29 protein-coding genes are annotated in these 24,456 nt (G+C 41.9%); 11 read left to right on the top strand and 18 right to left on the bottom strand.

All coding sequences use genetic code 11. From position 1 onward, the window contains the following. Both LDO37_RS28775 and LDO37_RS28780 read left to right on the top strand, forming a co-directional pair. A complete protein-coding gene (locus tag LDO37_RS28775) occupies positions 1 to 1,293 on the top strand; it encodes a ParA family protein (RefSeq protein WP_126605922.1) in 1,293 nt (430 codons plus the stop codon). A 2-nt stretch (positions 1,294 to 1,295) separates the two neighbouring features. Further along, complete coding sequence (locus LDO37_RS28780) at positions 1,296 to 2,534, top strand: ParB N-terminal domain-containing protein (protein WP_126605921.1); 1,239 nt, start codon at positions 1,296 to 1,298, stop codon at positions 2,532 to 2,534. 95 nt (positions 2,535 to 2,629) lie between these two features. Here the strand turns inward: LDO37_RS28780 and LDO37_RS28785 are convergent, their stop codons facing one another. From LDO37_RS28785 to LDO37_RS28810, 6 genes are all read right to left on the bottom strand, one after another. Continuing rightward, complete coding sequence (locus LDO37_RS28785; RefSeq protein ID WP_126605920.1) at positions 2,630 to 2,989, bottom strand: DUF3085 domain-containing protein; 360 nt, start codon at positions 2,987 to 2,989, stop codon at positions 2,630 to 2,632. A 111-nt stretch (positions 2,990 to 3,100) separates the two neighbouring features. Beyond that, positions 3,101 to 4,225 carry a beta clamp domain-containing protein gene (locus tag LDO37_RS28790; protein ID WP_126605919.1) on the bottom strand — a complete coding sequence of 375 codons (1,125 nt, stop codon included), beginning with the start codon at positions 4,223 to 4,225 and terminating at the stop codon, positions 3,101 to 3,103. A 77-nt stretch (positions 4,226 to 4,302) separates the two neighbouring features. Then, positions 4,303 to 5,097: a PRTRC system ThiF family protein gene (locus tag LDO37_RS28795; RefSeq protein WP_126605918.1), complete on the bottom strand. Its 795-nt coding sequence runs from the start codon at positions 5,095 to 5,097 to the stop codon at positions 4,303 to 4,305. Further along, on the bottom strand, positions 5,097 to 5,840 hold the full coding sequence (locus LDO37_RS28800; protein ID WP_126605917.1) for a hypothetical protein: 744 nt from the start codon (positions 5,838 to 5,840) through the stop codon (positions 5,097 to 5,099). Before LDO37_RS28800 ends, LDO37_RS28795 begins: the two co-directional genes overlap by 1 nt. Before the next feature lie 58 nt (positions 5,841 to 5,898). Then, positions 5,899 to 6,102: a hypothetical protein gene (locus tag LDO37_RS28805; protein WP_126605916.1), complete on the bottom strand. Its 204-nt coding sequence runs from the start codon at positions 6,100 to 6,102 to the stop codon at positions 5,899 to 5,901. Positions 6,103 to 6,104: 2 nt separating this feature from the next. Next, complete coding sequence (locus LDO37_RS28810; protein WP_126605915.1) at positions 6,105 to 7,064, bottom strand: hypothetical protein; 960 nt, start codon at positions 7,062 to 7,064, stop codon at positions 6,105 to 6,107. Positions 7,065 to 7,174: 110 nt separating this feature from the next. On the opposite strand from LDO37_RS28810, the gene LDO37_RS28815 reads away from it, so the two are divergent. Then, positions 7,175 to 7,609 (top strand): DUF6559 family protein, encoded by a 435-nt coding sequence (locus tag LDO37_RS28815; protein ID WP_126605914.1) that lies wholly within the window; start codon positions 7,175 to 7,177, stop codon positions 7,607 to 7,609. A 164-nt stretch (positions 7,610 to 7,773) separates the two neighbouring features. Here the strand turns inward: LDO37_RS28815 and LDO37_RS28820 are convergent, their stop codons facing one another. The 12 genes from LDO37_RS28820 to LDO37_RS28875 form a co-directional block, all read right to left on the bottom strand. After that, on the bottom strand, positions 7,774 to 8,550 hold the full coding sequence (locus LDO37_RS28820) for a hypothetical protein (protein ID WP_126605912.1): 777 nt from the start codon (positions 8,548 to 8,550) through the stop codon (positions 7,774 to 7,776). 66 nt (positions 8,551 to 8,616) lie between these two features. After that, a complete protein-coding gene (locus tag LDO37_RS28825; RefSeq protein ID WP_126605911.1) occupies positions 8,617 to 9,195 on the bottom strand; it encodes a hypothetical protein in 579 nt (192 codons plus the stop codon). Positions 9,196 to 9,197: 2 nt separating this feature from the next. Continuing rightward, the gene (locus tag LDO37_RS28830; protein WP_126605910.1) at positions 9,198 to 9,929 is read right to left on the bottom strand and encodes a hypothetical protein; all 732 of its coding nucleotides are present in this window, start codon (positions 9,927 to 9,929) and stop codon (positions 9,198 to 9,200) included. Next, on the bottom strand, positions 9,920 to 10,963 hold the full coding sequence (locus tag LDO37_RS28835; RefSeq protein WP_126605909.1) for a hypothetical protein: 1,044 nt from the start codon (positions 10,961 to 10,963) through the stop codon (positions 9,920 to 9,922). The genes LDO37_RS28830 and LDO37_RS28835 overlap by 10 nt, the downstream gene beginning before the upstream one ends. Before the next feature lie 7 nt (positions 10,964 to 10,970). Beyond that, positions 10,971 to 11,150, bottom strand: coding sequence for a hypothetical protein (locus tag LDO37_RS28840; RefSeq protein ID WP_022614883.1), 180 nt, complete (start codon positions 11,148 to 11,150; stop codon positions 10,971 to 10,973). A gap of 4 nt (positions 11,151 to 11,154) precedes the next feature. Continuing rightward, positions 11,155 to 11,373, bottom strand: coding sequence for a PRTRC system protein C (locus tag LDO37_RS28845; protein ID WP_126605908.1), 219 nt, complete (start codon positions 11,371 to 11,373; stop codon positions 11,155 to 11,157). 14 nt (positions 11,374 to 11,387) lie between these two features. Then, on the bottom strand, positions 11,388 to 11,933 hold the full coding sequence (locus LDO37_RS28850) for a hypothetical protein (RefSeq protein ID WP_126605907.1): 546 nt from the start codon (positions 11,931 to 11,933) through the stop codon (positions 11,388 to 11,390). Positions 11,934 to 12,307: 374 nt separating this feature from the next. Beyond that, entirely contained in the window at positions 12,308 to 12,823 is a 516-nt protein-coding gene (locus tag LDO37_RS28855; protein WP_126605906.1) for a hypothetical protein, read from the bottom strand. Next, entirely contained in the window at positions 12,820 to 13,233 is a 414-nt protein-coding gene (locus tag LDO37_RS28860; protein ID WP_126605905.1) for a hypothetical protein, read from the bottom strand. The genes LDO37_RS28855 and LDO37_RS28860 overlap by 4 nt, the downstream gene beginning before the upstream one ends. 92 nt (positions 13,234 to 13,325) lie before the next feature. After that, positions 13,326 to 13,646 carry a TraR/DksA C4-type zinc finger protein gene (locus tag LDO37_RS28865; RefSeq protein WP_126605904.1) on the bottom strand — a complete coding sequence of 107 codons (321 nt, stop codon included), beginning with the start codon at positions 13,644 to 13,646 and terminating at the stop codon, positions 13,326 to 13,328. Between the two features lie 9 nt (positions 13,647 to 13,655). Next, positions 13,656 to 13,994 carry a hypothetical protein gene (locus tag LDO37_RS28870; RefSeq protein ID WP_126605903.1) on the bottom strand — a complete coding sequence of 113 codons (339 nt, stop codon included), beginning with the start codon at positions 13,992 to 13,994 and terminating at the stop codon, positions 13,656 to 13,658. Positions 13,995 to 14,050: 56 nt separating this feature from the next. Further along, positions 14,051 to 15,571: a hypothetical protein gene (locus LDO37_RS28875; RefSeq protein ID WP_126605902.1), complete on the bottom strand. Its 1,521-nt coding sequence runs from the start codon at positions 15,569 to 15,571 to the stop codon at positions 14,051 to 14,053. 340 nt (positions 15,572 to 15,911) lie between these two features. Between LDO37_RS28875 and LDO37_RS28880 the strand changes: the two genes are divergently transcribed. The 8 genes from LDO37_RS28880 (at position 15,912) to LDO37_RS28915 (ending at position 24,451) form a co-directional block, all read left to right on the top strand. Beyond that, the gene (locus tag LDO37_RS28880) at positions 15,912 to 16,502 is read left to right on the top strand and encodes a hypothetical protein (RefSeq protein WP_126605901.1); all 591 of its coding nucleotides are present in this window, start codon (positions 15,912 to 15,914) and stop codon (positions 16,500 to 16,502) included. Next, a complete protein-coding gene (locus LDO37_RS28885) occupies positions 16,499 to 17,395 on the top strand; it encodes an ABC transporter ATP-binding protein (protein ID WP_126605900.1) in 897 nt (298 codons plus the stop codon). The genes LDO37_RS28880 and LDO37_RS28885 overlap by 4 nt, the downstream gene beginning before the upstream one ends. A 2-nt stretch (positions 17,396 to 17,397) precedes the next feature. After that, positions 17,398 to 19,062: an OmpA family protein gene (locus LDO37_RS28890; protein ID WP_126605899.1), complete on the top strand. Its 1,665-nt coding sequence runs from the start codon at positions 17,398 to 17,400 to the stop codon at positions 19,060 to 19,062. Between the two features lie 12 nt (positions 19,063 to 19,074). Next, positions 19,075 to 19,872: a vWA domain-containing protein gene (locus LDO37_RS28895; RefSeq protein ID WP_126605898.1), complete on the top strand. Its 798-nt coding sequence runs from the start codon at positions 19,075 to 19,077 to the stop codon at positions 19,870 to 19,872. 4 nt (positions 19,873 to 19,876) lie between these two features. After that, the gene (locus LDO37_RS28900) at positions 19,877 to 21,400 is read left to right on the top strand and encodes a phosphate ABC transporter substrate-binding/OmpA family protein (protein WP_126605897.1); all 1,524 of its coding nucleotides are present in this window, start codon (positions 19,877 to 19,879) and stop codon (positions 21,398 to 21,400) included. An 8-nt stretch (positions 21,401 to 21,408) separates the two neighbouring features. Continuing rightward, positions 21,409 to 22,182: a hypothetical protein gene (locus LDO37_RS28905; protein ID WP_126605896.1), complete on the top strand. Its 774-nt coding sequence runs from the start codon at positions 21,409 to 21,411 to the stop codon at positions 22,180 to 22,182. Positions 22,183 to 22,186: 4 nt separating this feature from the next. Then, complete coding sequence (locus LDO37_RS28910) at positions 22,187 to 23,338, top strand: toxic anion resistance protein (RefSeq protein ID WP_126605895.1); 1,152 nt, start codon at positions 22,187 to 22,189, stop codon at positions 23,336 to 23,338. 72 nt (positions 23,339 to 23,410) lie between these two features. Continuing rightward, positions 23,411 to 24,451, top strand: coding sequence for a putative urea ABC transporter substrate-binding protein (locus LDO37_RS28915; RefSeq protein ID WP_126605894.1), 1,041 nt, complete (start codon positions 23,411 to 23,413; stop codon positions 24,449 to 24,451). Positions 24,452 to 24,456 lie beyond the last annotated feature (5 nt).

Consider the following 24,456-nt stretch of genomic DNA (forward strand, 5'->3'; position numbering starts at 1 on the left):
ATGGTAGATTTAGATTTAATTGAACAAAACGCTGAAGCGAGAAAAACCAGGCAAGCAGGTCTTCAAGAGGATTTTAATTTCCAACAGAAGATGAGCGAAGCATATCCTCAAGTAGAATTTCGTGAGTTCACTCGAAAAGACTTCTACGAAGCCGTTGGTAAAGCAAATACAGCAAGCCTAACTTCGAGCATTCCTCAAATTAAGCAAACTATGGTCGAAATGTACGGCGAAGAAGCTGCTGAAGATGCGACTGGCTACCAATATGACAAAAACGGCGCTTATCACTATACCCTTGAGCAAATCTATAAGGTTATCGAGACATGCCGCCGCATAGAAAAAGACGCAAAGCGTAAAAGCAAAGGCAAGATCGTCAAGAAATTCCGCCGCCATCGCGCGCACATTTTATCTGTCATCAACCAGAAAGGTGGCTCTGCTAAAACATCGACATCGGTCCACATCGCCGTTGCTGCTGCGATAAAGGATTTTGCTGAGTGTCGTGTATTGCTGGTGGACTTTGACCCTCAATCGGGTGTCCACAAGTACCTTGATGGTCGATACATCAATGATCAGTCTGATAAAACGTTGTTCCGCTACCTTATGGGCGGCTATGACGAGTTCTTCGACCCAGATGATATTGAGTCGCGTAAAGCATTTGTTTTAAACGAAATTGTGCGTGATTCACTTATTCCTAACCTCAAGTACACCCTTTCACTTTCGTCAGATAACGAGTTTGAAGGTTTCTTAACTGATCTAGAGAAACAAGATGAAGGGAAATACAGTGGTAAGAGTGTAGTGAAACTGGTCAAAGAGTTGTTCTTTGATCTTATGTCCGAGGAATTCGACCTGATTGTTTGCGATGGTGCGCCTCACAACAACACCTTCATTAAATCGCTCGTCTATGCTTCTGAACATATTGTGATTCCAGCCCCAACAAAAGCGATGGATGCTGACTCTACAATTCAGTTCGGGCGTGAAGTATTTAAGCACTTTAAGGAATTTAAAGAGCTACATGGACACCCGGGCCTACCTTACCTCGATGTGTTACCGCAAATGTACAAGACAAGTGACGCCTCGAATAATGTATTGCACGACTACAACAGTGTATTCGGAATCCATGTGTTCCCTCATCAAATGCACCGCCGCGAGTGCTACGAAAAGATCAGCGAGCAAAGCCAGACGTTATACAGCTATCTACCAAAAGATTGCGACGATGCCATGACCAAAGCATTAGACGATTGGAACTCATTTAATCAGCATCTATACAAAATCTACAGTAAAGAGGCAGTGGTGTAATTATGTCTTCGACAATGCAAGTAAATGCGGCTCACTACCGCCAGTACCTTCAAGCTGCAACACAAGAAGAAATCGAAAAGATTATTGGTTTTTTGCCTTCTCAGAAGTTACAAAAAGACCTCAAGCGTAGCTTTATTGGTCTAAATCAGGGCAACCGAGTTAAGCAAACAGACGCGACTAAGATTGAAAGTCAGCTCAAAAACTTTGAGGCCAACGAAGAGTTCTCATCATTACGTAAAGAGCTAGTTCAGCGCCGTTCTGAGCAGGTTTCCGGTGAACGAAAAGAAGTTCAAGAGGCAATTAAGCAAGGTGCGACTTCCGTAACCTATTCCCTAGCAAACCTTAATGGTGAGTCGGACGAATTTATCTTCAACCTTGAGGATATCCCAAGAGATGAAGCCTTAAACATCATTAAGATTTCACCTTTAAACGCCCGTACTGATGAAATATTGCCAGCTCATGTTGTCACCGACATTATGGAAACGCTGCCCAATGGACAAAAAGAGGCTGCTTTTGGCTATCGCGTAGGCGATACAATTTACCTATTTGATGGCTTACGCCGCTTCTCTGCTTATAACTATATAGAAACTGACCGTCCGTTCCGTATCTACGTGACAGACAAAGAGTTTAGTATTTTCCACTATCAATCGTATGACTTGATGGATCTGGCCAAGCTTGGTCGTACCCCTTTGCAAAGCCTCAAGCATTGGTTAAAACTCGCAGAAGAAGCCGGCCTTAGACTAGGAAAGAAATTCACAAAAGATGAACAAACACCCAAGGAAGAGGTAGAAGCATTCTTTAAGTCTGTAGGGGTTTCGTATAACACCTATAGGGTGTATTCCAAATTCGAATCACTCCACCCTGCTCTTGTTGGACGAGCACCAGATGAGCATAGATTAAGTAAGACTGATCTAACGGCTCTTGTACGTCAGCAAAGTGAGATTGAAAAATTAGGCAAAAAGATTGAAGAGGTCGTTGCGAATTTCTCATGTGACGAAAATACAAACAACAAAGACTTTGTAAATGGTTTTAAGGCGTACGTTACGGAAAACGTTTTAAACGCAGAGGCAGAGCCCCTCACTACTTCACGTATTCTGTTTAATCAGAGCAGTAAGACAGTCAAACTCACTGAGAAAGCCCATAGCAAGCATAGTGATTTAACTCTTACCGCTAAACGGTTAAGCAAAAAGAACAAAGCCGATCTTGAAGCTCTTATTCTAAAGTTTGTAAGCGAGCTATAAACAAAAACAGCTCTAGCGAATTGCTAGAGCTGTTTTCTATGCTGATTACTCATTACTGCTCTTTACCAGTAACGGTTCGCAGTACCTCAGAGAAATCATAATGCAATTGATATTGTCAATTGTGTTTGGGTCAACGTTATAACGAAGTTTTTCCAATTATCTTGCTTTAGGACATCAAGTAAAATCGACACGTCTAGGTACTCGCCAATGTCGTCCCCCCCTGCTAAGTCTCTAGCGTTCTCATACCAATCCCCATATACAGCTTCATCTTGATCGGGGTCGCACCCCTCCGCAAATTGAACACAATTTTTAAATGTGTTGTCTTTGTTACTTCCGACCGTAGCTGCGATATAAATTCCATTATCTTTCGCTAGGAAAAATGTCTCTAGGTTGTTGTCATTGCAAAAGTTGGATAATTCTTGAACCTGCGTTCTTGTGAAGATTAATTTGGACATATCTTTTCCCTATATTTCTGTTACTCGCACAATCGAGTAGGAATGTCGGTTGAATGGTGAGGGTTAGCCTTTATTCAATGCCCTACCCTATTGAGTAAGGCATTTGACCGATTAAAGCTTGTACTGCAAAAAACAAGATTTGGTGTTGTATTCTGAGTCCTTTGGAGCGACAAATGCCCAACTTTCCTTGTTAACGCCAACCACTAGGGTTTCACCGTCTAGTTGAGTAGTAACGTCACGAATCATCTTGAGCTGTAGATTAAACTGACTGGTTTCACCAGTGATTAGGTCAGCATCTAGGACTTCTTTTGAGCCTGACTTTGGATCTTGTAACGTCAGCTCGTTGGCTTTGAACTCCATAACTAATCCAACTTTGTCTTGCTCTTTCACACCTGCTGCAAATCTACGAATTGCGCTTCGAAACTCAGTGCTGTTTACTTCACAAGCAATCACTTGTTCTGATTGGGTTTTGGTTTGTAAGTCGGGGTACATTTGGCAACATACAGAGGAAGTTAGAATCCCAACTTGAGGTACTATCAAACGAACTTGGGAACTGTTGAACATTAATTCAACTTCCAGATCGGAGTAGGCTGAGAAGTTACTGAGCAAGTCAATTACTCGCTTTGGCATCAGTAAATCAGGGGTATCTGACGTTACAATGTCACATGGGAATTTCGCCTCACAACATTTCAGACCGTCAGCCGAGAAAATAGAAACGAAGTCCTTTTCTATCTTCATTAGCGTTGATCCCAAAAACATCCGGTCACTAGGGAGTTTATTTAGGTTCTGAGTCGCTGCCCACGCCACAGAAGTCAATGCATCTTTCAAAATGGACAGCTTGACCTTAATGTGGCTATGCCCCTCTCTGAATGCTTGTGTTACTGGAAAGCCCTCAATGGGCATAACTTCAATTGTATGGCGAGATCGACCTGACTTAAAAATCAGTTTGGTTTGTTCTTCGTTCAAAGAAATGTTGATGTTTTTTTCAGCATCGTAGGTTTTCACCAAATCAAAGATTCGCTTTGCATCTACGACAAAGGGCTGAAAATCTTCGATGGACTCGGCAACACAAAAAAGGTTGGCTTCTAGCCCGTTGTGAACGGCACTGACTTTAATGGTATTGCCTTGCGCTTCAACCTTTAAGCACTCAGAGAAAGCCTTATCACTTTTTCCAGTACAGTTTGTTGGTGTGGCAAGAGCAGCAATAAGGTTAACTTTCTTGATAATGATCTTCATTGGTTTTCTCCATGACTCGTTTCATTATTAATTTAAGAGTGATTGGCAAGCCGACAAGGGCGCACTTCAATAGGCTGCTAGGCAGCCTTTGAGTACCCGAAATACGATGCCCAAATGTCTGGGTTTATTGGCATGACTGTGGTTTCAAAATTCTTACTGAAATCGAAGTAGACAGCGTGATAGTCGAGACTGCCTTTCGTGACAAACTGGTTCAGCATTTTGGCTGCGATATTGGCACACATGGCATTCACCAGTACGCCTTGCGAATTAAAGCTTTCGGCTGCGCTACACGAACGTTTTGGGTTATCAACCACATCACGAATTTCAGGGTTGAGGTCAACGACATTTGGGACTGCATCCCTAACTTGTGTTGAAAATACATGACCAAAAAACACGTTTCCTGTATCACGTTCATTACCAAGGTCGAGCCACAAAGCTTTACTCGTAGTTCGCAGTTTTTTTGCTTCGTCACTGATTTGTGCTCGAAGCTTGGCTGAATCAACACACGTAACAAGAATGTCGTAATCATCAGTCATCAACTTTGCAATTTCACTTGCTGTTAAATGACGTTCGATTGAGTCCCATTGGGTCTTTCTACCAAAAAGGTTAAAGCGGTTCACAACAAGACTAGCTTTGTTATAGCCAACGTCTGCTGCCCAAAAATTTTGACGTAGGGTATTCGTCTCACTCACTGTACTTCCATCGGCTACCAAAAGTTCGATACCGAAGTCATGCCCCATTTCTGTCAGATAGGTGTGAAGTCGATAAATTGAATTGGTAAATGCTGCCCCATTGCCCCCTGCTCCTACTTGCAAAATACGGATGGGACGTTTCTGGTATTCCAGTGGACATACTAAAGTGTTCGTATTCATTAAAGGTTCTCCAATACAAATTTGACTGTATAGTTAAGCGGTTTCAATTGGGCATGATCGAAGCTGTCATTGTGCTTTGAGTTGATCAGGTAACGGTTGAGTTCAAAGCTTGAAATGTCATTCAATGGTTTATTGATATGTGTTCCGTTAGACACAGAAGAAAAGGCAATATCAATCAGTTCATCAACGAGTTGATTGCTATCCATACTAGGGTGTTTATTTGTGCCGAAGCATAAGTCATTACCCATATATAGGTTTGGTATAGGCGATATGAATAGCTCAGTGGTTTCTGTTGGGCGTTCACTGCTCTTAATGGCATAGCAACGCAATTTTCCATCGCTATAAAACATCACATGAGCTGGCATTGGTACACTATGACTGTTGTTTTTCTTCGAGTTATCTAGAAATGTCATGGTGTAGTGCTTTGCTGGGGTATAAAACAATATCTCACTAGAACTTCGGTAAAGAATGCGACCATCAATGATCTTCCTTGATGATGAGCGTTCAGTACGGTTTAAATGGCTTGATAAGTGGTTAATCACGGAGGGTAGGCTGACATTCTTTGGACTGCCTAGTTCACCCTCTCTGACGGTGTGTTCGGTCATAAAGACTTGAGAGCCTTGATTGGTTTTAACGTCATGCAGAAGCAACGCAGAGACTGTTTCCACTTTCTCGAAAATGGTCAAATCTATATGAGCGTCATGTAAAGAGGTATGTGGTTCTAAAAATTCCAAGTTGGTCATCTTCAAGCCCTCGTTGTGTTCGATATTGTTACTTTACTTCGAACCTACCAACCGACAATTAAGCAGGTGGCAACACCATTGGGTCTATCTGTATCGGTGTGCTTCTTAGCCTCGCATTAAAACGGAGCTTCTTAGTTTCATAATTTTTCACTGGAATTGCAGATAGTTCTGAACGTGAATCCTTACTCAATTTTGTGTTTATGGCTTTGTACTCGGTTTCAAATATCTCAGAGAGTTGAGCGTCTGTTGTAGGTGTGTTCATGCCTATTCCTCAGAAAGTTTGTTGAAAAATTGAATGAGATTTTCGAGTTGAGCGATGCGTTCAATAAACGCCTCTAAATAACCTTTGATGTTGCTTGAAGGGGAAGGAATTAGCCCAATGGCAACTGGCAAAGGGTCGTTGTTGTAGTCCTCCCAACGATCTTGAATCGTTTCATTTTCAATCTCTCTTTCGCTGAGAAGTACAGTGATTAATGTGGTAGGGCTTCGGGTGTAGTCAATTTCTAGTTGAGTGACATTGGCATCTTTCATTTTGTGGGTTGACGCTTCAATTCTGGTCAAAATTGAATCTAGTTCTTCCAGAGCTGATTCATCTAAGTTGTCCACATTATTCTGCCAACTTGAACGCAAGTCTTTGTCGAATAACCCTTTAAGAAACGGGCGGTATTCCTCTATAAATCCAATGAATTGATCATAAAATTCATCTTCAATATCATCTTGGTACTCAGACAAGACATCGATAAACTCATTAGAGGATATTGGATTTGATTGATTGGTTGCCTTTTTAATTAAGTCTTCATCTCTGAATACTTCGGTGATTGAATTAGTGATAAATCCGTACATTGAATCCAGAAGTCTTGCCATAGCAATCCCCCAAATCTGATGCCACTCTTTGGGTAATTGGCTTACTTGAAAATTGACGTAATTTGGAATAGTTGAATACATACGTAAATGAGGTACTAAGTCAGAGCACTCATCCGTGAGTTTCAATTGTTGCCCCAATCCTAACGACAACGAAAATTCGTCATCAAGAATCTTCTGAGGGCTGCTGTCAATTGCGAGTACACCATCTACTACCCCAAGGTGGTTTCGTAGCGCATTGTCACAGCTTTTAAGATAATTGAACTTGGTTGAGCCTTCTTGAATTGAATCTTCACTACAAGAATTTTTTACTACTTGGTGGGACTCGTTTAATACGCTTTTGGGAATGCTAACCTTGAACATAAGTACCCTCTCCTATTCGTTTCATCTAAATATTCCCACTTGATAGATGCCCGACAATTGTTGAAACCTTTTCGCTTATTCAAAGGAATGAATGAAATGGAGTAAGGACAATGATGAAACTGATAGAGACACTTGTATGTTCAAAACAAAGGGATTTTGTGTTGAAACTTGCTACTGAAGTTAACATGACCCTTGCAAGCAGCTATGGTGCGAAAGAGTGCTACACTCTGCCCGAAATTTCAGCGGCATTAACAGAGCATGGACTTCCTGTAAAAAGAAACGCACTAAACCGCATCAAAACCGACCCGATCATTGCTCACGTAATGTTTATGAATTGGAAACGATTTCTTGAGGTTTATTCAGAGAGTGGCTATCAACTAAACGATTACCTAAATCTGCGTTCCGCCTTAGCTAAGTCGTTGTTCAAAGGAACAGAGTTCAAGCAGAAATCAGATGCCGTATTAGTTAGCCCAACCGGATTAAGATTGGTCTATCAAACTAAATTATTTACTATTGAAGAAAATGGACAAGATAGAGATTTTTGAATGGTCTAGTGAGGGAGGTTCTTACAACCGCCACATCAAAGAAGACAACTTAGCATCATTCACAGAGAAGCTAGAGATAAATGGGTTTGAATTAAAGATTCAAGCCATTTCAGGTTGGCGGCTTTACCAACGCTCTAATCATAGGATCATTGTCTCAATGACCTCTAGCGACTCTTAGATTGCACTAAAGGGGAAGCACTTATGAAATCAATAACATTCCTATGAGTAACTCCCCTCCCCTGGTTAATGTTCTCAATTCTGTCAGCATTAGCAAAGACGTTATCTTTTACTCTTGAATAGAAAGATTCCAAATCTCTTAAAATCTCTTGGTCTAAGCTGAGTTGAAATGTGTCCGTCAGCTCTATGAGCTGTTCAAAGACAGACTTTTCATGTTTAAAATCGAATGTATCTATACAGGCGAAAAATTGGGATTTTGAAATCTCTCGGTAGTTTGAGTGATTTCGAGTTGCGATACATGGGAAAAGTTTGCAAGCCATTCTACTTTGGCTGATATAGCACAGCATGGCCATGACTTCATAATACTTGAACTTATCGCACATAGTCATTTTGTGGTTTGGTAGCGGAGGAATAAGGCCATAACGGTTCGCCTGTAAGTACGCGCATAACGAAATCATCCTTTGTTCAATGGCATGATGTTCAAAGCGTTGTTTCCAGAACCTAGCATCAATGGTGTCTTTGTGCAGGCTACAATTTCTAGCAGGCACTGAGAAATAACGTTCACTGTTGATCTCAACAAGACAACCAAATCCATTGTTCACGGGCAGGACAATGGGAGTATCAATGAGTTTGTTTCTTCTACGAATGACTGAATAACAGTCCTCTATTATCAAGCGGCCAACCAAGCGATATGGGTTTGAAGTAAGAACATACCAGTCGATGTAATCGACATTTTTTAAGTTGACCTGTTTTGGATTAACCATATTGCATCACCTATTCACCAAGCTATACCTAAATAAGCGAAAAGTGATAATCATTTTTGGGCTGTTCTAGGCTGAAATGGGCAGGTGGATAGGTGACAGAAGCTCTCCCTTGCTCGTTGCTCGCTCTATTAGCTTTGCAGCTACAGTCAATCCAATAGCACTATTTTCTGGTTTTAACACGCTTGGCGTTAGATTGATTGATTCAAAGTCACAAGCCTCAATACGATCGTTGTATAGGGTCACGTATCGTGTATTTCGAGTTTGATAGGACGTACTGTGCAGTGATGGTCTGAGCAGCATTAAATCAGAAGAAAAATCCGACTGGCAGATCACGTAAACAGTTTTTGAAGTGACATTGCGAATATTCTCCATATTACATCGTTTTACCGCAAAGTTGTTTTGACCTAACTTGAAGCGATTTATGATTGCTATGTCACTATTTAAGCCCGCCTCAAAGTCAAAATAGTAACCTTGCGCTGAATGGCTCTCGCCAACAATCGTCTCCGTACTTGGTGAATCAAGTAAGAATAGGTCGAACCTATACTTAGTCATACTATCTAGATACTTAAACACGGCATTGAAATTCTGCATTGCAAGGGATTTGAAAGTCGCGGAACCATGTAGAACAATCGAAAATGCTGTCATCGTCATTCACCTTGATTTTCTAACCATTGACCAAAAGTAGAACCCGTTTCTTTAAGCCAGTTCATAGGAAAGTGAGTTTTATGATTAAGACCAAGCAGCATCTGTTGAATATTATCTTCTGACTTCTCTTTCACGATTACGTCATGCTTTAGGTTCGAACCAACCGAAGAAAAGAACGATTCAACCCAGTGCTCAATATTTTCCACTTCGAGGTTATGTTTTATCTTTACGCTGCCAATGCACATATTTCCGTTGGCCTTGTAGGTATTAAACGTAGGCGAATGGTATAGCTTTGTATTTGAATCAATCTGACCTCTATTGGTTTGTTTTATTGCGAACCCTCCAATAGAGAATTTACCACTCTGGTTTTTTACATAGATGATATGCGGTGGCATAGGTAACATAAACTGGCGATACCCCAGTGAAACTGAATGATCCAAAATTCGAAATAACTGTGGCTTTTGCGGCACATAGAAAATGAGCATGTTTGATACAGAAACAAGAATGTTTTCAGGGAGGATTTGAATTTTGGCGTTCGGAATACATGCTCTTAATTGATCCAAGTGGCTTTCTCGCATCACTTCTCCTGACTGCAACTCCCCTAGCTGATTAATTTCATGTGCTGTGACAATGTTCTTCGGGCTATGATTTGGCGATTCATGTACAACGTAAGCTAATTTTGGTTGAAAATGAATGCCTGCCGATTCAGCCTTTTTTTGAGTGTTTATTTGCATTGTGGAAGTCCTTTTGATTTCGCATAACGGTTATAAGCATCAATGACTTTCGCCACCTGACAACACTCCGAAATTGTTATCGTCAGATACCTTTCCAAATCAGCTCTATCTTTCAAAGCAATTGTTTGCGCGACTTCTTCTGCGTTCATTGAAGCTTGGCTTGTGAGTTGCTCATATAGAAAATTTTCAATTTCAGAATCAGTGGTAACGATTGTATGTAAGTGTAATGGCGCAAACTCAGTATCTTGGTGAAAGAACTCATTGATCTTCTGTAGTTCTGAATGCAATTTCTTTTGCGCAGCTTCAACGTCATCCAGCGCTTCGATTAGTGCAACAAACTCTGGGTCATTTAGATCTTGATACTCTGCTTCTAAAGAGTCTTTCTTATAGATAAGGTGAGTCCCGTTTTCACCAAAGGCAGAATCATACTGCTCTGCCAAATCGACCATTCCAAGGATTGTGTCGGGATCTAGTCCGTATTCCTCATTCAATGCGTAGCAAAGACTATCGGGCAAGTCCTCTTTTGTCAGAGGTTTTCCATCGTCTCGTTGAACGTTGGCTTCAAATATATATGGGAGGGACTCCTTTTCTTGAACATAGAAATAATCTAGAGCAGTGTCTATCGTCATAGCGGAGTAACTAATGGCGGATAGAAGTCTATATGTTAGGTATCCATAGCTAGACTGGTTAGGATCAAGCTTAAATTTAATGGTACTGAAATCAAACTCAGCGTTGAGAGTGAACGCTCCACGATTTTCGAACTCGTCAGATAGCCCATCTACTGTTAATGTCATCGAGCTTATCAAGTCATGAGCATAAGAGCATTCAACCCCCTCAGAACAACGATCTAAAATGTCATCTATCATATTTGAAAGCAGTAAATCTGGTTGCTTTTCATCGTTGTCAGCACCGAGCAAACAAATTAATACAGCTTCAAATTCATTGATTCTAGCGGCTTCTTTACTCAGGTATGACTGTATGTTCAATTGTGTAGCATGAGAGCTTTGAGCTGTAATAGAGGGTGTTAAAAACATAGTAAACCTATATGCAGGGAGGCAGTAAATTCTGGTCAAAGTTATGTGGTGTTACTGACGTATCTTTACTGTTTTGATCACTAGCCACTTTAAGACTTGAGGCAACGGAAGAATTTTCTTCCATTGCCATTTCACCTTTGTCTCGTTGACTCGAAAGCAATTCAGCTACTCGATTCTCAAGGTTCATTTGTTTACCCTTTAGTGCCTAATGACTTTTTGATAACACAAAATTCCAGTTTTCCATCAATGTCATTGCCTACACCAAGCTCACAAAAATGTAGCTCTGGGTACTGCTTACCATAACTTTCTGTCAATGCTTCTTTTGCATTTGTAATCTCTGGGAAAAGGTCTTGTAAAACCATTCCACCATATCGGAATTGGCGAATTACTTTTTCTACAATGGCTGTCATAACATTCTCCTTTTTTAAAACATTTGAACTTGTTGCGGTTCAGAATCAGCGTCTGGTTTTTCTGGGCTAGGTGACGATTCGGCTTTGGAAACTTCATTTGCAGTGTCTTTTTTGCCTACATTGCTATTTTCTTTACCGACCTCAGAAGTCGCCTTGTCATCGCTCTTTGTTGTAGCTTGTTCTAGCATAGGAGTCTTATCAGCCGTCTTTGGTTTATCATTGGCTTTTCCACTGCTTCTCTTTTGGGTTTTTTTAGGTTTGGCGGTCAGCCCCTTAATAACTTCATCCAAGTTACTGCAAGCGGTCATTCGGGTGGTGGTTAAATCAGGTAGGTTCTGAGAAAGTGCTTCATCTATCTCTTGTGGTGTACCTGTTAAACGGATTGGCGAGTTCAAAGCATGAGTAATCTCTTTCACTTGGTCGGTCTGCTTATCACATGCCATAGGCACAGGCATAATGAATAGAGAGAATTGATTAGCAGCAGGGTCAATACATTTGATGTTCAGTTCCATGCCTTTTGATTGCTGAATAAACTCAGCGAACGTTGTCATAAAGTTCATTTTGTTTTCCTCTTTGATTGGCATTTTTATAATCACATGCAACAAAGAGCCGACAAGTAAACCCGAGAACATTCAAATTAAATTTTCCAAAAGATACCGGTATCAGAGGTTGGGGGATGGGCGGAATCGCTGCCGTTTTTTCCAAAAGATACCGGTATCAGATATTGGGGAATGGGTGGAGTCGCTGCCGTTTTTCCAAAAGATACCGGTATCAGATATTGGGGAATGGGTGGAGTCGCTGCCGTTTTTTCCAAAAGATACCGGTATCAGAGATTGGGGAATGGGTGGAATCACTGCCGTTTTTTCCAAAAGATACCGGTATCAGGCTTATAAGTCGTAAGCATTGCATGGTAGTAAAATGTGACCCAAAAAATTCAGTCGAAAAACGAAAGCTGATTAGGGCAAGGAATATCCCTATGTTGGACGTTAGATTTTTTTAGGTTACTGATAATTGCTTCTCGAATTAACTCAGGAGGCACATTGAAAATCTTTACTGTTTTGCCACCACGTTTTGCAACTAACTCTACAGAGCTGTATCCAACGTTTGTCACAACAGCACTTGTATAGTGCTGACTTTCACCAGAACGGGGTATTATGATTTTTGGAATTTTCATACCAAGGTGAATTGCTAACTCAACTAGAATCATATGTGACTTATCCATCGCCATTCTATTCACACAAATTCTTTCAAATGAGTACAAGAAAGATATTAGTGATTCAACCGAGACGTCCTGCTTAGGAGCTATATGACTCAAGTAGAATCCCTCTTTTTGGGATTGGTATTCAAAACAACTTGCCTCGATTGCTATCGGTCTTAATTGATAGAAGATAGGTGGGGGAGGGCAGGTTGATACTTTAAATTCCAAATCTTGTCTTGATACTTTAATCATCTGCGTTCCTCCCTTTCATTCAAATAAACGGCCAAATCAAGCTTGCTACGGATCTCCGTTAACCGTTTGGAATCGCCTTTTACATTGCATGCATTTTTGGCTGTAGAGATTATTAAAGCGTGACTGGTTTTAATGCTTTTGTTGTGAGTCGAACGGTTAACCAACGCATGAAGGTAGTAAGGGTCGTTTAATGAAGGGTGCAAGGCCAAAGTGTATGTTTGAGGTTTGTATCTCAATAACCTTGATACTGCTTTATGAAGCTCTGGGTATGACGACAGTTCATTATTTGCAGCAAGTATGATTCTTACGCTCTTTGACGTTTTCAATCTCTTTAGCGTAGATATTGTTGCTTGCATGTCAAAGTCTAACATTAGGTATAGAGCAATGACTGGCACCAAAATTTTTTCCATTTTCTAACCTGTTGAACGGTGTGAGAGACCTAAAAGTAACTGTGCCTACCAAGCCGACAAGCACAGCAAGTAACTCCAACGAAAGTAATGGGCTATTTTTCGCAATCAATACAGCGTAACTTTTCAGGAAACTTCTCTAGGCGATTTAGGTTCAGCTCTTCACCACATTCAAGGCAACAATCATCAAAATCAGGGTTGCTTGAAAGGAAAACCTTTACTCTTTCGCATTGGATTAGCGAGGCGTTTTTTTGGTTGATCAATGCTTGGATTCGGTCGCGTTCCTCATTAACTTGTGAACGGTCGAGCTGGTCAGTGCAGTCATTAATATCCAAGCTCTTATATTTTTCTTCTAATGACTTTAATGACTCTTTCTTTTCAGAGATGGCCACTTCAATTCTGGCAAGATGCTTCATAGTGACTCCTTATTTACTTTGCTGACGGACGCGCTCAACGGACTTCTGAATACAGTCCAACTTATTGCTGGTACTTAGTTGTGTCTGGTTAAGTAAATCCAGCCAATTGTTGATTAGAGTCGTGAAGTTCGAATTGAGGTTTACATAACCGTCAGAACCAATATTGAGTAGATTTTCAGAAAAATATGGAACACTGTTGTCTATGCATGTGTCTAAATCTGTGATTTCTTGAATAAGCTCTTTCGAATCAGGAATGTCTAGTTGAGTCGGTGTTTCCGAAGATGCCGCACCCATTGAACACAGTCCAAGAAGGATGGGAACTAGTGTAGAGGTAATTGTAGAACGCATAATTTCGCCTATTAGTAGTGAAGTATCACAACTAATAAGCGAAACCATATTAAGCGTTAGGTAATGCTCTGAGTTACTTGAATTGACTTAGTGTTATGTTTTCTACCAAGGCGAAATGTGTCTAGAACACTTCGATATTCATCACCAAAGACTACGGATTCTGACGACAGTTTTTTCTGGAACCAATCAAATGCACCTAGTAGGCTTTTTATCTGGCTGAACTCCGCACCAAACTTAATCATGAGTCTATCCAAAGCTCGTGCAAACTGTCTGCCTTTACCTATGTCTTGATAGGTAAGTGCCGCTGCAAGCGTGGCAAGTTTCTCGTATTCATCAAATGAACCATCGCCCTCGACATCGGACATCAATAAATATTCAATTAGGCAATGATCATCAACGCTGTATTCGAAGTCGAAATCCGAGAAATAACTGCCTGCCCAACTCAAAACCAACTCTTCACTAAACTTAGAAAAGAGTAGGGGAGTGCGGCATTGTTCTTTCTCAGCTAAATGGCCTTGGTGTGAAATGCTCTGTAAGTGCTCCCAGATTAGCATCCAATCACTATCAGACGCATTATTGACCCTGCTCTTTAATTGTTTCTCAAAATCTGAGTCTTTGATTGCTGATTGTAACCCTCTCAGTTTTTGAAACTGACTTATGCATTCAGCGTTCGGGTATTCGTCATCGATGGGAATAACTTCTATGTTGCAGCCCTTGATTAAGAGGGGGTACTCACTACAAATATTGAAATAGAGAGTTGGTGATACCAACGGTTTGAATTGATGTGCAATATCTATTGAAATTGAGGCATCTAGGTACCTCATCAAATATCCACCTTGCAATGATACATTTAGTTCAGAGCAAGTAAGGAGTGATTGCACCTGATCCAACAACTCTTGTTTCGAGTCGACATTTGGTGCAATTACAACTTTTGAGTTCGAGTTAAGTAACTTGCCATCTGATGTGATTTGAAGGTCTAGCGGATTGTGTTTGAAAACCTCCGGTGACTGAATGGCTTCCATGATTGGCAACGCATAGGTACAAACAAGTGTTTTGATTTCTTCAGTACTCGATTGAAAATCAATGTCTAACTGAGCCTGAGCGTAGCTATCCATGGTTAAAACCAAATACTTGCCATCAACTTTTACTGTTTCCCAATTCAGTGGAAATATCCCTTTACTTCTCAGCTTCTGCAAAAAGCCGTCACTGATTGGCTGGTTATCGACTATGGAGTTGAAAAATAGCCCAGCTTCATCAATAAACATAGGAGCCCTTCGGGTATCCGGGGTATCAAGCTTGAGTTTGTTTAATACTTCAATGGAATCGGCTTCACTTAGATGAAACTGATCTTGTAAACAAGAGATGACTTGAGATTTTTCTTCTGGGTTTAACCCACTTGAACATACATGGTCATGGCTTAATTTTTTTGCTTCCTTGAAATCTCTATAGCCAAAGCCTTGTTCAAACATAAGATCTTGAGCGTGACTCAGTTTGAATTTAGTAGGTGAGATTTTCCGAACTAGCTTTAACCATTTTTTGATGTCATCAACTTGATTAGAGCTCAATTTGACTCGCATATAGATTTCTCCAATACATTGGCATATCTGAGGGGCTAGCTGCTCGATGCCAATCATATTGAACAATCGATTTTAGAATAGTACCTGCTGTCATTGACTTTGCTTACTAGCAGCGAGCTTGCAGAGAGCTTCAGTAAATCCTAGCAATAAATCATTAAAACTCAACTCCAACAGGCATTTAGTCACTTCAACTAAAGTGCCACCTCTCTAATTGAACTTATGGGGGGGTGGAAAAAAAAGGGGAGTGCTTTACTCCCTTGAGGTGACTTAGGTCACATAACCCCCTCCATATAGCTCCCCTAATTGGCGATAGTCGATAACAGGAACAGGGAGTGCGCAAATGATTCACCGACTTAATACATTGGACTATCTGAAGCAAACAAAGAATCAGCCTGAATCGGCGGTTTCTTACTTACCAATGACCTTGGTTAAGAAAGCTTTGTCATTGTCATCGACTGAGATGAAAAATGCTGAATTGAATGGCGACATATCAATTCGCCTGATGGAAGCTGACACGCAAAGCATGGCCATGGTTAACGTAGTCGACGCAATCGCACTATACGATCGTAAAATTAATCGTATCGCGACAATCAAATCTGTGTTGCTTGAATGTTGGAACGAAAAGCAGATTTATAGCCACAGCGAATTTTTTGGAAAGCTGGGTTTTGACCATAGAAATCCAACGGACCGTAAAGCGATTAATGAAGCTCTCAGAGCAATAGATACCCAGTGCTGCAAGTGCGGAGTCCTTCTGTCATCCCTTCTATATCTCGTACACGGTGAATTACCTCCACAACATTATTTTCAACGTGCAATTGAACTGAAAATCGCAGATGAAAAAGCTTTATCAACAACCGAACAAAAGCGGGTGTTTTGGGACGATCAATTGCTAACTGGCTGGAGCCTCAACATAAAAGAGGCCGTAGCATGAGCCTTCAACCATACCTACTTACAGTTGATAACCTCCAAAAGAGCTACGGTGATAAGACCGTTCTTAAGAACGTAAACCTCGCGATCAGAAAACAAGAATTTGTCAGTCTTGTTGGACCGTCTGGCTGCGGAAAAAGCAGTTTATTACGAATCATTCTAGGTCAAGAACAAGCTTGTTCAGGTGATGTCATTATTAAAGGACGTCACATCTCTGAGCCTTCACCGAGTAGGGGAGTTGTTTACCAAAAGTATTCACTGTTTCCGCATCTTTCAGTGTTAGATAACGTACTTTTAGGCGTCAAGCATCTTGGTATCAATGGCAATCCTGCACCTCAGGCTGAATTGGTTGACTATGCCATGTACTACTTAGAAAGAGTCCTATTGCAAGATGCTGCGCATAAATTACCTCATGAACTCTCAGGTGGAATGCAACAAAGAGCTGCAATTGCTCAGGCTCTAATCGCTAGTCCAGAAATACTGTTAATGGACGAACCATTCGCCGCACTAGATCAAGTGTCTAGAGAGCTTCTGCAAACGTTTCTAATGCAGTTACATGAAGAGTTACGGATGACCGTAATTTTCATCACTCATAGCCTAGAAGAAGCAGCTTATCTCGGAACACGATTACTGGCACTCAGCCAATATTACGACGGATACCCATCAGCTAAAGGTCACGGAGCCACCATTGTTGAAGATGTGTGCCTTGATGATTTGGCACGTTCAACTGACATCAAACACAAGCCTGAATTTTTGGAACTAGTTGCTCGAATTAGACGTTCAGCGTTTGACCCAGACGTTATCCAATCTGTGGACGATTTTAACCTTACACACCCTGACTCGTTTTGTGTGAAAAGCGCCAAATCATTCCACTCACCAAATAAAAAGGAATTATAGGAATGCTCAAGTTATCTCTTTTAACTCTAGCACTTGCTAGTGCGACAGCTCACTCGGTTGAACGTCTTCCAGTCACTGCAATTGAAGATACAGTGATTGCAACAACCAACTCAGTTAAAGATAGCCACAAATACTCAATGCCAATCATTAGCTGGGGCGCTGACGTAGCTACCATTTACGCAAATGGCGCAAAAGTGACTACGGATGGCTCGCTCATTGCGCCAACGGGGTTCTATCTAGAACTAGAACGTCAGGACCGATTTCAAGACCAAATCAAAGACTATATGAAAGGGAAAACCCCATTTCTGCGTGGAACCATGTCGATGATTAACCTTGCCGCGGCATCAGTTAAGGGAAATGACGATTTAACTCCTGTTGTCATTTCACAACTTAGTTGGTCTGAAGGTGGTGACGCCCTTGTAGTGAAGGATGGCCTAAAACCTAAAGAATTGTGTGATAAGACAATCGCCATCAATGCATTCGGGCCACATCTTAACTATGCAAACCGAATCCTTAAAGATGCTGGCTGTGAAGTGGATAAAGTAGACTTCTTCTACACGCGAGACTTAACGGGTACAGAGCAGACACCTGCAGAAGCCTTATTTGACGATTCAGTAGATGCAGCGTTTGTGATTACTCCAGATGCACTTGCTCTAACAAGCGGAGGTAATGTTGGTACTGGTGCTGAAGGTTCAGTCAAAGGGGCAAGCATAGTAATGAGCACTGAAAGTGCCTCAAAAGTCATTACTGATGTTATTGCGGTGCGCAAAGACTTTTACCAAAACAACAAGTCAAAAGTAGACTCGTTAGCCATGGCGCTTTTGAAAGCTCAAGAATCGCTTCCTACAGCATTGGCCCACAAAATGTTAAAGGAAGATGCAGCTGAATTGTTGTTTGATAGCAAGCTGGCAGTTGACGAAATTGAACCAATGGTCAGCGATGCTTACATTGCAAACTTCCAGGATAATAAGGCATTTTTCACTGGTGATTCAGCTCGAAATTTTGAAGTGATCAATAAAGAAACGGTTTCTGGCCTGCTTGCAATGGGAGCAATAAAGAGCGCCGGTACTGTTCTCAAAGCCGATATTGATTATCGACTTCACTCGAATGGTTACGCTGAAAAGGTTAATCAACCAAAATTTGATACTAAAACCCTCAGTGCAGTAGTCGATAAAAAGCAAAAACTCAACACACTGGATGATGACACGCTCTACAGCTTTGATGTGTTCTTCCGTCCAAACCAGCGCGGTTTTGATTCATCACTATATCAAAGTGAATTTGACAAAGTGATCGAGCTTTCAGCGATTTACTCAGGCGCCGTCATCATCGTAGAAGGTCATTCAGACCCAATGGGCTACCTAAGAAAAGTGAAACAAGGTGAAAGCAACCTAGTATTAAGCCGAATGAAACAAGGGCTAAAAAACCTAAGCCTGAGCCGAGCAACTGAAGTACGCCAGTCATTGATCGAGTTTGGCCAAGAAAACAACCTTTTCCTAGACCCTTCACAATTCTCTGTCGTTGGACACGGGATCAGTCAACCAAAAACCGGCCTGTGTGGTGCACAGCCATGTGCTCCGAAAAATGAGGAACAATGGCTATCCAACATGCGAGTGAGCTTTCGTCTACTAAACGTAGAAACGGAAGAAACAGCATTTAATCCACTATAAGAGGGGCTCAATATGAAACGTTCAATGATATGCGTATCTCTTGTCCTTGCTCTAATGGGCTGTAAAGACGGTAGCAATTCACCCTCAAACCCAAAAGTATTGGTTAAAGCAGAGAATGAGCAGAAAGCGGCAACATCCACTCAAATCGGATACGGTTCTGTCGGTGCTGCAAACAATTGGCCACAACTGGAACAACCTAGCGCAATGGTCAGCAATAACCTGCTGGCAAAAAATTATTACATCGTTCTAGACGGAAGTGGTTCGATGGATAGAACAAGCTGTGGTAACGGAAATAGCCGTATTGACGTCGCTAAAGATGCACTCACTCAATTTGTATCCTCTCTGTCCGATGACACTCAGATTGGTTTGTATGTATTCGATGAGCATGGGTCAAACGAGCGAGCAGCGTTAGACTCAGGAGCAGCGCACAAACATAAGGTCATCGACTTTATTTCAAAAGTACAACCTAACCATGGCACGCCATTGGGCAGCAGTATCTCTCAAGCGTTGCGTTCACTGAATGACCAGGCTGCAATGCAACTTTCCTACGGTGATTACAATCTCGTCATTGTGACAGATGGTGTGGCAGGCGATACGCCATTGATGAACAGTATGGTCGACAAAATCATCGTAGAAACGCCAATTAACATCCATACCATTGGTTTTTGTATCGATGATGATCACGCTCTAAATCGTAAGGGGTACGTTAACTACCAATCTGCTCAAAATGCAGAACAGCTGCTTACTGGACTAGGCACTGTCACTGCAGAAGCTGAAAGCTTCGACGTAGATACTGAGTTCAAGGAGTAGGGCGATGAGATTAGCGGTCACTGGAGTCGCTCTAGCGGCGATCACAATCGGAATGCTTAGCATCAATTTCTTTCTTGAAGAGAAGGAAGTGGAGCGTGACATTAATCTAAGCGACAGTTCCTCGTTCGAACGAAGTTTCACAATGGCAATGGATGACTGGATTGGTTACTCAGTCCTTTGCTCTAGCACGTTGAAGAGAAGACTTGCAGAAAAGAAAATTCATTGGGAGTGTGACAATGACAAAGCAGACCTCGGTGACCGATTTGAACGTCTAAAGAAAGGTGACGTCGACTTTGCTGTAACGACAATCGACGCATATCTATCTGTTGCGCAGGATTATGATTTTCCAGGTGTTGCTATTGCAGTCATTGACCAGTCAAAAGGGGGTGACGCCATCGTTGCTTGGAATGATGAAGTTAAGACAGTCAACGATCTTGATAAGCCAAACATAAAAGTAGCTTACATTCCCGATACTCCTTCACATCATCTGATGCGAGCAATTCGTTCTCATTTTGCTTTAAGTTCAAAAGGGAACGATGTCGAAAAGAAAGATTCAGAAGGTGTCCTCAAATCGCTCAAGAACAAGGACGTTCACTCCGCCGTATTGTGGGAGCCTGATTTAACAAAGGCACTTGCGATCAATGGCGTTGACAAAGTGATTTCAACGGCAGATATGCAAGGCGTCATTGTTGACATTTTGTTGGTCAATAAAAACGTATTGCAGGAAGACTTCTCTTACGTGAAGACCGTTGTAAATGAGTATTTCGAAACCATAAGCATTGAGCGAGTAGCGCCGAGTGCATTACTCAATGATGTAGTAAAAGCAACCGGCTTCGAAAAATCCGATGTTAGCAAGATGATGTCGGGCGTAGAGTTCTCTGACTTCAATGACAATGCCATTCACTGGTATCCAGTTCATAAAGTTACTGGCCAGTCGTACATTAACGACAGCCTTTATGACGTAATTAAACGAACCAAGGATTTGCTCGAAAAGACAGGGGTTAAGGTTTCTATTCCCGATAATAACCCTCACAGATTGATATCGAGCAAAGTGGTAAGTGAAATTCTGAAAGACCGAGTAGCCGCGGGTACATTTGTTGAACCAGAGCCACAGCCAGTCACATTTGAAGCACTCACTGACAAAGAGTGGTCCAACCTAAAGCTTGTCGGCAAGTTGAAAACACCTGTCATTCAGTTTTCTAACGGTCGTAGCGAGCTATCACTAACAGCAAAACAAACGCTAGACATCGCGGTAGAAGATTTAAAGCATTACCCAACTTATCGTTTACTAGTAAAAGGACACACCTCCACCAGCGGAAATAAGGATGCCAATTTAGAGCTTTCTGAAAACAGAGCAAAATTCGTAGAGCGATACTTCACTTTGGCTCACGGCATTGACCCAAATCGTGTCAAAGCAATTGGCGTCGGTGGCAAAGAACCATTAGTTCGCCAGACCGGAGAATCATACAGGGCGTATAAATATCGCTTACCTCGTGTCGAGCTCATTCTTCTAAGTGAAGGGTTTTAGGGGGCGTCATGGATATTTGTAAGAAAGAAGTGGATACGCTTTACCGTTCCAAAGTCACTAATGACCTTGCATCTCATGTGCTTGTGATCACCACTCTAGCGAATGGGCTGGCTCTAATTCTGTTCGAATCAATGCGACTGTTCTTTGGTGTCACCGCGACACTACTTCTGATTGCATGCGGAGTGAATTACTTAGTTCGATTCGCAACTAGAAGTAATGACATAAAACTTGAGATCGCTGATCAACTTCGAGCTGAAGCCGTCATAAAACGTGAGGCGCTTTCACTAGAAGTGAAGCGGGGCCTGAATGAGCTTGGTGAAACATTGGCAACAAATCAGCTCGACTTGCTACACGAGAAGTTTGAGTCATACCTAACAGTCCTAAATCTGCAGTTCGATGACGGTGAGCTAACTCATCGACGCTACCTAACTGCAGCCGAACGTTTGTTCCTGGGTGCCGTGGATTCGTTGAAGCAATATCTACTGCTATCTCATGCAATTAAGGATATCGATACAGAACGTCTGAACAAGCAGATTCAGTCCGAAGAAGACCAACTCACGATTGTTCAGCTTAAAGAGCGCCTGACTCTTTATAGAGAAACCACAGACCGCAAACAGCTGATTTTACAAAGTAACGAAGCTGTCATGACGGCCCTGAACAAAAGCACCACTGAGCTGGCCAAGATCACAACGAAGTCAGAATCAAACCAAAGCATCGAAGACAGCTTGCAGGAAGTGAACATGCTGATCTCAAGAACACACCTATACAACCAAAAGGACTAACCCGATGAGTACCGATTCAACGTCTGTAACTATGGACATGCAAACACAAGAAACGCTGAACAACGTAGAACTGAAGCCTGAAGTTCAATTGAAAGCGAAAGAATTTGTTCAGAGCTTAACTGCTATCAAGCCTCAAGACTTAGATAGCCAGTTAGATGCTAATACCCAGGCCAAAGCATTGGGCTCGCCGGTTGAGTCAAATCTGAACAAGATGTCTAAGCTCTTACAGCAACCAATGTCAGTGTTGATATCTGACGCGGAAAGCGGCGGCGATGTTGCGGTAGGCCTACTAGAGTTAGAGGCTGTAGCTCGTGATATTGACCCTAATAATTTCAATTTTACCGAGCTTTCAGGCTTCCGCCAGTTCCTTTCATATCTGGGAGTCCCAACACCTCTACGAACTTGGATTTCTAAGTTTTCATCAGCTGAAAGCGTCATCAAGTCAATTGAGCAAGGTCTGTTAGACGGTAAGAACCAACTTGAACGTGACAACACGACATTACGTGAAGATCAAAAGAACTACCGTCAACAAATGTTCCTGCTTGATGACCATATTGCCTTTGCAGGCGAAGTCGTAAAGTTGATCGGCGAGCAAGTTGAAAGTGAAGCTAATCCTGAAAAGAAACGCTTCTTACAAGAAGAAATCCTTTTCTCTCTCACGCAGCGTCATCAGGATTTACTAACAAGTAAAGCCATCTATACACAGGGCTTCGTTACGAGTCAATTTGTGATCCGCACAAATGAAGAATTGGTCCGTTCGGTTGATCGAGCTATCAAACATACGCTTACGGCGTTGGGAATCGCTTCTAGTCTGGCCATTGCCTTGCAACGTCAGAAGAAGGTCATCGCAGCGATCGATTCAGCGAAGCAAGTCACCGAAGACATGATCACTCAAATTTCTGAGCAGTTGCTGACGCAGGGCGTAGCGGTACTAAACCAAAGCCAAGAGCCTTACATCCAGGTCGAAGTGATGAAGCGCGCATTCGATAACACAATTAACGCCATCGATGATGTTTCTAAGTTCCGAGTTGAAGCGCTTGGGAAAATGAAAACAGAAGTCGCCGCTCTTCAAGATATGACCAATCAAATGGATAAAGAAGTGCACCGCCTTGAAGAAGGCGAACAGCAACGCAGTCAGTTCCACGTTGAACTGTAACTAATCTAATTCCTTGCTATTTAGCAGCCAGTTAAGCTGTCGGCTGCCTTTTTTTAAAATGGAAACGAAATCATGAAAAAGGCCATTCTTTCAACTGCTCTTACATCAATACTTTTAAGTGCCGGTGCGCATGCTAAAGAGACATTCAATATCTGCTACTCGACCTATGTCGGCTGGGAGCCGTACGCTTTAATGGAAAGTACAGGTGCATTAGAGCGTGCAGAACAGAAATACAACGTGGATATCAATATAGAGTTAGTCCCTGACTACATTGAATCAATCAACCTATATACGCTTGGTAACTACACAGCTTGTGCGATGACAACCCTTGATGCATTAACCATTCCTGCTGTGTCTGGCCTTGATAGCTCAGCCATTATTTTTGGCGATTATTCAAATGGCAACGATGGCATCGTTATTAAAGGTGGAAACTCCGTTTCAGACCTTGCTGGTCAAGATGTTCACCTTGTTGAGCTGAGTGTTTCACACTATCTACTTGCTCGTGCGCTCGAAAAGGCAGGTTTATCAGAACGTGATTTGAACATTGTAAATACGTCAGATGCCGATCTAGCTGCGCTTGTGTTGTCGAAGCCCGAGTTTGCAGCGGTCACATGGAACCCACCACTAATGACCGTGTTATCTGATCCAGACGCAAACCTTGTTTTCGATAGCTCTGACATTCCAGGCGAAATTATGGATGTACTTGTCGCTCGTACAGATGCACCAGATAACTTCAAAGCAGCGATTACAGAAGCTTGGTATGAGGTTATGGGATTACTTAATGACCCACAAACTGCAGAACCACTTATCGCAGAGATGGCGGCCAATTCAGGTTCGACCATTAGTGAGTTTAAAGCCCAATTGCGTACCACTCATATGTTCTACGATCCAGCAGAAGCGACAGCCGCGATGGAGTCTAAATCAGTCAAAGATGCTATGGATTTTGTTCGAACTTTTAGCTTCTCTAAAGGGCTTTTTGGTCAATATGCACCATCACCGGATGTCGTAGGTATTCAATTCCCGGATGGATCAGTTCTAGGCGACCCTACTAACGTCAAATTGCGATTTACTAGTCAGTACATGGCAGAAGTAGCAGCAATGGCAGCTAAATAGGGGGT

The sequence above is a fragment of the Vibrio penaeicida genome (genome assembly GCF_019977755.1).
In the GTDB taxonomy this organism is placed as follows: Bacteria; Pseudomonadota; Gammaproteobacteria; order Enterobacterales; family Vibrionaceae; genus Vibrio; species Vibrio penaeicida.